Raw genomic sequence first — 7,407 nt, 5'->3', positions numbered from 1 at the left:
GCTGCCTGCAGCGGCATGGGCTATCGCGCCTGCCGGATGTGGATGGCGATAGGCCGGAACGTCAGAAGTTCAAGCGTTACCCCATCGGCTATTTCAACGACGCGCTCGCGAGCCTCGACGCGGAGTTCGAGGCTGTTTACACCGACTTCGGTCGCCCCTCGATCCCGCCGGAACGGCTGATCCGGGCGAGCCTGATCCAGATCCTGTTTTCGGTCCGGTCGGAGCGGCAGCTGATGGAACAGATGCACTACAACCTGCTGTTCAGGTGGTTTGTCGGCCTTGGGATCGATGACCCCGTGTGGGTCCCCACGGTCTTCACCAGGAATCGGGACCGCCTGTTGACGACCGAGATGTCGCGCAAGGTGATGGCGGCGATCCTGGCTCATCGCGATGTCGCGCCGCTTTTGTCGGACGAGCACTTCTCGGTTGACGGCACGCTGGTCAAGGCCTGGGCTTCGATGAAGAGCTTCCAGCCCAAGGCCGCCGACACGCCGCCCGACGACGATCCGGGCGGCCTGCCCGGACAACGGGCAGGCGGCGGCGCCAGACATAGGTGGCGCCACGGCGGAAAACATGGGTCTGCAAGCCCAAGACGATAACCCCCTTATCGGGCTACCTTGCCGGGGCCGCCGGTGTCATACGTATGACACCCCTGTCGCGCACAACCCCCGAAGGGCGTAATTACGCAACAAATCTCGTAGCTTGGGAAGTTTTGGCTCCGGCGGTAGGGGCCGGAATGAACGCATAGCTAACGCATTGATTTTTCGCCGGATAAAGCCCTCTGGCGAAATCGGCTCAAAAGGCCTGTTCACCATCAACATGCAGCACCTGTCCCGAGCTTTCAAGGCCTGCCTTCGCCATGCCACCTTGCATTGTGCTGCAGCGCGCCATGATCGGGCCTGCAGCTATGCAGGATCGGAAGCCAGCAAGGCCCTGACCGTCTCGGCCCGGGTCATGGCATCTTGCGAGATCGGGTCCATCACGGAAACCGGAACCTGATCCCGCACGGCCTCGCGTGCCCGCGCGAGGGCCGGGCCAAAGCGATCCGCCAGCTCGGCCAGCAGAACCAGCGCGCGCCCTTTCGGCATGCCGCTGGCCCGTGCCTCGTTCTCGAAATGGCGCGGGACGATGTCGTCGATGCCGTAGTGGCCATCGACGGACATCGCCATGCGGTAGCGCTTGCGTTGCAGCCGTCCCGCCTGCACCACAGGGGCGATGCTCAGGACATCATAAAGCGGTGCCAGCCGGAAACGCCCCCGGCGACCAAGATGCAGGCTGAAGTTCTTGGCATGACCGTCAGAGGCTCCGATCAGATAAAAGAACATCTGCGCGCAAAGAAACGCCTCGCGGTCAAGGATCGGCTCATCGGATTCGCGCAGCAGTTCCATGATCTGCCGAATGCCAGGGCCGCCAGAGCGCTGATACTTTTGCGCCGAGGGGTAGCCGAGGGCCTGACAAAGATCCTCTTGCGGGAGCCGCGTCAAAACCGCGCCATTCCAGCGCCGGTCAAAGCGTTCGACCGCCAGAGCGGTGACGTCGGGCAAGGTGATGCGCTGGACCGAGGCCGCCTGCAGCCCAATCTCTCTTGCCAAGGTCATGCAGAACAGTTCGTTTTCGACGCTGTCGCTGAGGTCGATCTGGTCCGGCCCCGGCAAAACCCCCATCGGGGTCTTGAAGATGTGGCTTGTGGGCGTGATGCCGCGCGGCTTGGCCCAGTTGCCGCCGATCCTGAGATATGCGGTCTTTTCCTGCGCGCCCGCGATCGAGATCCTGAAATCGTCATCCGGCCCTTGGGCCAGAGGGGCCATGGCCAGTCCACGCAGATCGGCCGCCATCTCGTCCTCGGTCATCACGCGATAGGCCATGTCCTGTGCCTCGGGCGCGGCACCCTGCGGCAAAAACTGCAGCGCACCGACGCAGTCGCGCCCCAGCACCGAGAGCAGCGAAAACACGTCCTTGTCTGGCGCAGCGACCCGTTCGGCGATTTTTGCGCGCAATTCCCCCTCGGCATCCGGCAAGAGATTGTCGAAGGCGGCAAAAACAAGGTCACCGCGTTGCGCGCCCTGCACCAAAGGCAAGATGCTGGCGACCGGAAAGGCCTCTTCGTTCGACAGCCAGGTTGGTGCATAGCTGAAGCCGATCCCGCCGTCCGCAGCCTTGACCAAGGTGCCGACAAGGTTGTGCCCATACCAGACGCCGGTCTTGTTCTGCCTTGCGCCTGGTCGGGCGCGCTGTCTACGTGCCATGCCCAGGCGTATCCATGTGGGTTGCACGGTTGGTCAGGCACAACTCGCCGCCTAGAGGTTCGAGCAACCGAAGGTAGACGTCAAGGCTGACCGAGACGACACCGGTTTCGATATCCGAAATCGTCGATTGCGCCGTTCCCGTTGCCGCGGCGAGCTGCTTCTGGGTGAGGTTGCAGGCCCTGCGGCGCGCGCGCAGAGCAGCGCCTGCCTGCCGCAGGCTGCGTATGCTGGTCGAGGGCAAAGCGTCCATGCACAGATATATAGTCCATGGGCGGTAGGAGTGGAATATCCCTTGTGGGCTATTTTCTGCAGCTATAGCCTGTTGACGATAGATGCTAGAGCTACAGTGGCGACGCTAGAGCGTCGAAAGCTTTGACCTGTTCTAGCATACGGCGGTTTTTGCTTCAATGAACGCCATCATCGCTTCACGATACGCGGGATTCGAAGGGTGGAACCGGACGGTGGTCTGTATCCTGTTCGGCCCAAATGCCGATGATACGTTGATCCATGAATCCTTATCCGCTGCACTGCGACGGGGCTCTGATCGCAGTTCAAGGAAAAGGCTTGTAGGTCGCTTTTTCGAGCGTGCGTGCATTCACAACAGATCAAGATCGGGCCAGTATCTCGATCCGAGCCAGCAGCGCTCGGGAGATCGCGACGCCTTCCCGCACGGACATCCGTCGGCTTTCCAGCCTGCGGGAGCCGGGCCGGCGGGCATTTCGCTCAGCGTCGATGGCTTGCAGAAGGGCGTCCAGTCTGTCCGCAAAGAAACTATTGGAGGTCAACGACGGATCGCAGGCAATAAAGAACTGCCCGGTGCGAGGCGGCCCACCCGACGTGCCGCTAAAGGGCGAGGCGTGGATCCCTAGCGTGGCGCCCGTCATGGCCGCGGCAAACAGCTCGACCATCAGCCCGATGCCAAAGCCCTTGTAGCCTCCGGAGGGCATCATCGCGCCTTTGAGTGCCGCGCCAGCATCGGTGGTCGGATTGCCCTCGGCATCCACGGCCCAGCCTTCTGGGATTGGTGTGCCGGCGGCGGCACGGCGGGCGATCTCGGATTTGGCGACCACGCTGGCGCTCTGGTCGATAACAAGCGCCGCCGCGCCCGCTCCATTCGGGACGCCCAGAGCGAATGGGTTGGTTCCGATGATAGGTTTTGCGCCCCCGACCGGAGCAATCGAGGCCGGTGCATTCGTGAAGCACAGCGACAGCAGCCCAGCGCTTGCGATCCGCTCAGCATGATGGCCCAAAACGCCGCAATTGTAGGAGTTCCGGATCGCGAGCGCGGCAATGTCGAGCCGCATTAAAATAGGATGTGGCGTCGCGGTGTCCTTGTTTCCTGTTCCTGCTGTCTGCGATTGCCACACCTTTTAGACGTCGGTGATGAGCCGACCACCTTAGCCCCGGTTCAATCGAGCCGGGGCCTTTTTCATTAAACGCGCAACGCATCAAGATGCCCGCTCAATATTCGTCCTTCTCTGCTATCGAGAATTTTGCTATGATGCGATCACTACCAGACATCCCGGCGCGCGCTTGCGCGTATTCATATCTGTTCTTGAGTTAGTAACCCGTGTTTCGCGAGGATATGCAGATGACGGAATTTTCAATCGCTGTGGACTCGGCTCTGTTCGATCTCAAGCGTGACGTTAAGCGATATGAGAAAGCATACAATCGGTACAAGGCAGTTGGTATAGCTTTGCGGACGGCAGCTTTTTTTGCGCTAGCTTTTGGAGTTATAATCCCCCTCTCTTACGTCTTTGTCGGCGGCGATCAAAATAAGCTTATATCAATAGGATATCTATGTCTCGTTGTTTCTGGACTAATACTTTTGTGCGACACAACGTTTTCTGTCTCAGCGACGCGCGTGGGATATCTCACCGCTTACACTAACCTTCAATTTCTGCAAGAAAGATTTGTGCTCGGAAAGACGTTAGCCGAATTAGCAGAGGGTGCGGGGGAAGCTGGTGCAGTATCTAAATTCATTGAAAGTTCTATTGCTGAACGCCAGAAAGTGGTATGGGTAGAAACTAGTAAGTGGATAGAGATGAATGTCCAAGCTTTGGAAGTCCTGAAGGGCAAAGTTGACGATGCTGTCAATCAGGCCAAAAAGAATACCACACCGGCGACGAAGCCGTAATTGATGCAAAGGCTGCGAGGCGTGTGCCTGGGCGCTTGGTGAAGCGCCCGGTGAGGATAGGTGGTTGGAGCGGTCACTTACTTACCCCGGCATCGCGATGGCTTTCGGGAAGCAGTGGGGAGCGAATATATAGCCCAGTGCCCGTCACGAGCCATGATAATCAAGATACTCGTTGAAAAACTTAGCGATTCGGAAGTATTGTAACGCCCGGTGTAACCAGTTTCGGAGATTGTCCGGTGCGTATTTGTGTTGCCGTTTTGTCGATTGCATTGCTCTCCAATTGTGTGGCTGAAGATGACGGTTCATATGCTGAGACGCCGCGCGAACGGTACATAGCCAATTTCAACTATTTTTGGGATATGAAGTCGGACAGAGGATTGTCTTTCGGCATTGCGCCCTTCTATGGTTCGTTTACGCCGAAACAGATTTGGCGATATGATGATTGCGGTCTGGAATCGGAATGCAGTTGGGATAGCGGTTACGTATGGGCTGAGGAAAACTCTTTTCTTATGGAGCCTTATACCCCGGACGAGCTTCGCGGTGGAAAATTCGATTATGCGTTTGTTGATATATGCACTCTGAACCCATTTTCGCCTTTAGAAGATAGAGTTCAATATTATACTTTTGCATCGGCGGAGGACAAAAATTTCGACGTGGCAATAGGTAAGCGCGAATCTCGCCTAGCTGAGCGTATTTTCACCGATCAATATCTCAATTATATTGACGCGGACTTTAGGCTCCGTGCAGATATAAAATCGAGCGGTTTAGAATCAAGAGATATTAACGCCGTTCTTAGAGATGCATGGCTTAAGAAGCGTCTAAAGCGACCAGCTGCACTATATATTTTGGACGGATGCGGTGCTGGCGAGCTGCCTGTGAAGTTTGCATTTATTGAGCCTACTTCGCGCATTCAGTTGATAACGGAGTTCGATTACAGAATATGCAAAGAATCTAATCTGGACCCTTGGAATGTTGATCAATGCCCATCGGTCAAAGACTTTCTGGGCCGTGATGCGTCGTTGGCGGGTTCCTACAGGGCGCGGGTTACCAGAAGCTCCGGGCAGGTCATCTATAGGGAATTCACAGTCACAGATGACGACGAAAATCGTGAGTTGAAGTTCTAGGTGAAGGCGATGAATGGTCTTTCTGATTTCCGTGACTACTTTACGTCTTTTTTAGGAATTGTCGCTGCCGGCGTCGCATCGTCAGCGTTAGTCTTAGCGGCATCTTTAGTTAAGATTTTGCCGGCGTGGCCGGGCGGCGTCTTGCAAATAACTGCAATTGCTCAGCTGATAGTTTTGGTCTTTGTATATCAGAAACTAGAAAAGGCACCGCGTAATCGCATAGAAAGAACAATGAGCATTGCGCTGGCTTTTCTTTTGCTGACATTTGCTTTATATATGTCAATGCATTCAATGCTGATATTCAGTATGCCGAATGGCGAGTTCGGCACTCGCGGATTCGTGTGCACAATCGACGCAAAACTTCTCTTTAATGATAGTTGTCCATTCTTGCAGTTAGAGCAGATTGGCACGGCGAACTTTGAAGCTGACAGGATCTGGACGCCGCTTGGCTTGATGGTTTCGCGAATGACTATCCTAATATTTTGGATCAGCGCATTTGTGTCGTTGGTCAACTTACTTGCCGCGTTTGTCGTTTTTCAAAGACGAAGGGTGCAAAAGTAGCATCGCGTCGCCGCGTTGGTCAGGTCGTGTGGCATCGGTTGCTTGACTGATCATCCCGACACCCCGCCAAGTTCTGCGGGCAACCCGGAGACAGACCTCATGACCAATGAGCTACCCCCCGAAAATCGGACAGTGACGGAAGCTACGATCTGAAGTCTGCTGGTCTCCAAGAACGAGGAGAACAGAGATGTCGAGACGCAGGAACCACGATGCGGCGTTCAAGGCGCGTGTGGCGCTGGAGGCCGTGAAGGGGGAGCGCACAGTGTCAGAGCTGGCCGCCGAATATGGCGTGCATCCGACGATGATCCATCAATGGAAACGGTCGCTTCTGGAGGGTGCCGCAGGGATCTTCGAGCGGGGCGGCAAGGCTGCGGCAGCGGCCGAGGTTGCCGAAGAAACTGTCCGTGACCTGCACGCCAAGATCGGAGAGCTGGCCGTCGCCAACGATTTTTTGTCACGAAAGCTCAAGCCCTGGATCGGCAAGTGAGGCGCGGAATGGTTGAGAAGAACCACCCAAGCCTGTCGGTCGGGGCGCAGTGCCGCCTGCTATCGATCTCGCGGTCGTCGTTCTATTACGCGCCGCAGGGCGAGACGGCGATGAACCTCGACCTCATGCTGTTGATCGACAAGCAGTTCCTGGAAGCTCCTTTCCACGGCGTGCGGCAGATGACGTGGCACCTGCAGAACGAGGGGCATGGTGTGAACCAGAAACGCATCCGGCGGCTGATGCGGCTCATGCGCCTGATGCCGATCTACCAGAGGCCCAACACCAGCAAGCCGAGAAAGGGCCACAAGACCTATCCCTATCTGTTGGGCGGGCTGCGGGTGGATCGGCCCGGTCAGGTCTGGTGCGCAGATATCACCTATTTGCCGATGCGGCGGGGCTTTCTGTATCTGGTGGCGATCATGGACTGGTTCACCCGCAAGGTGCTGGCCTGGCGCATCTCCAACACGCTAGAGGCCGACTTCTGCGTCGAGGCGTTGAATGAGGCCATCCACCGCTTCGGCGCGCCGGGGATCATGAATACGGACCAGGGCTCACAGTTCACGTCCTTCGCCTGGACTGATCGGCTGAAGCGCGTTGGCACCCGGATCTCCATGGACGGCAAAGGACGCTGCATCGACAACATCTTCATCGAGCGCCTCTGGCGATCCCTGAAGTATGAATGCGTCTATCTGCACGCCTGGGAAACAGGATCGCAGGCCAAGTTGGTATTGGGCACTGGATCAACTTCTACAACCATCGACGACCCCACACTGCCCATGGCGGGCAGCCGCCCGCCGTGGTCTACTTCAACAGCAGCGAAACCGATCAGCAGGCACAGGCAGTAGCTTAAAT

General features: G+C 57.0%; 6 protein-coding genes and 2 pseudogenes. 5 read left to right on the top strand and 3 right to left on the bottom strand.

What is annotated here, in order from left to right:
- Positions 1–95: 95 nt before the first annotated feature.
- Positions 96–521: pseudogene (locus tag BU28_RS23960) on the top strand (transposase); the annotation flags it as partial.
- Between the two features lie 384 nt (positions 522–905).
- Here the strand turns inward: BU28_RS23960 and BU28_RS0119835 are convergent.
- The 3 genes from BU28_RS0119835 to BU28_RS23950 form a co-directional block, all read right to left on the bottom strand.
- The gene (locus BU28_RS0119835; RefSeq protein ID WP_028720964.1) at positions 906–2,246 is read right to left on the bottom strand and encodes a HipA domain-containing protein; all 1,341 of its coding nucleotides are present in this window, start codon (positions 2,244–2,246) and stop codon (positions 906–908) included.
- Entirely contained in the window at positions 2,236–2,496 is a 261-nt protein-coding gene (locus BU28_RS24365) for a helix-turn-helix domain-containing protein (protein ID WP_051578341.1), read from the bottom strand. Before BU28_RS24365 ends, BU28_RS0119835 begins: the two co-directional genes overlap by 11 nt.
- A gap of 355 nt (positions 2,497–2,851) precedes the next feature.
- The gene (locus tag BU28_RS23950) at positions 2,852–3,613 is read right to left on the bottom strand and encodes an Ldh family oxidoreductase (RefSeq protein WP_248616139.1); all 762 of its coding nucleotides are present in this window, start codon (positions 3,611–3,613) and stop codon (positions 2,852–2,854) included.
- Between the two features lie 224 nt (positions 3,614–3,837).
- On the opposite strand from BU28_RS23950, the gene BU28_RS25795 reads away from it, so the two are divergent.
- From BU28_RS25795 to BU28_RS25780, 4 genes and pseudogenes are all read left to right on the top strand, one after another.
- Complete coding sequence (locus BU28_RS25795) at positions 3,838–4,383, top strand: hypothetical protein (RefSeq protein WP_143809775.1); 546 nt, start codon at positions 3,838–3,840, stop codon at positions 4,381–4,383.
- Positions 4,384–4,619: 236 nt separating this feature from the next.
- Entirely contained in the window at positions 4,620–5,507 is an 888-nt protein-coding gene (locus BU28_RS25790; protein WP_143809776.1) for a hypothetical protein, read from the top strand.
- Positions 5,508–6,068, top strand: coding sequence for a hypothetical protein (locus BU28_RS25785; protein WP_143809777.1), 561 nt, complete (start codon positions 5,508–5,510; stop codon positions 6,066–6,068).
- A gap of 187 nt (positions 6,069–6,255) precedes the next feature.
- Positions 6,256–7,405: pseudogene (locus tag BU28_RS25780) on the top strand (IS3 family transposase).
- Positions 7,406–7,407: the final 2 nt, after the last annotated feature.

It is taken from the genome of Paracoccus yeei ATCC BAA-599, from assembly GCF_000622145.1.
GTDB lineage: Bacteria > Pseudomonadota > Alphaproteobacteria > Rhodobacterales > Rhodobacteraceae > Paracoccus > Paracoccus yeei.
Note: the sequence above shows the minus strand (reverse complement) of the source record. Positions and strands in the feature narration are given on the sequence as shown.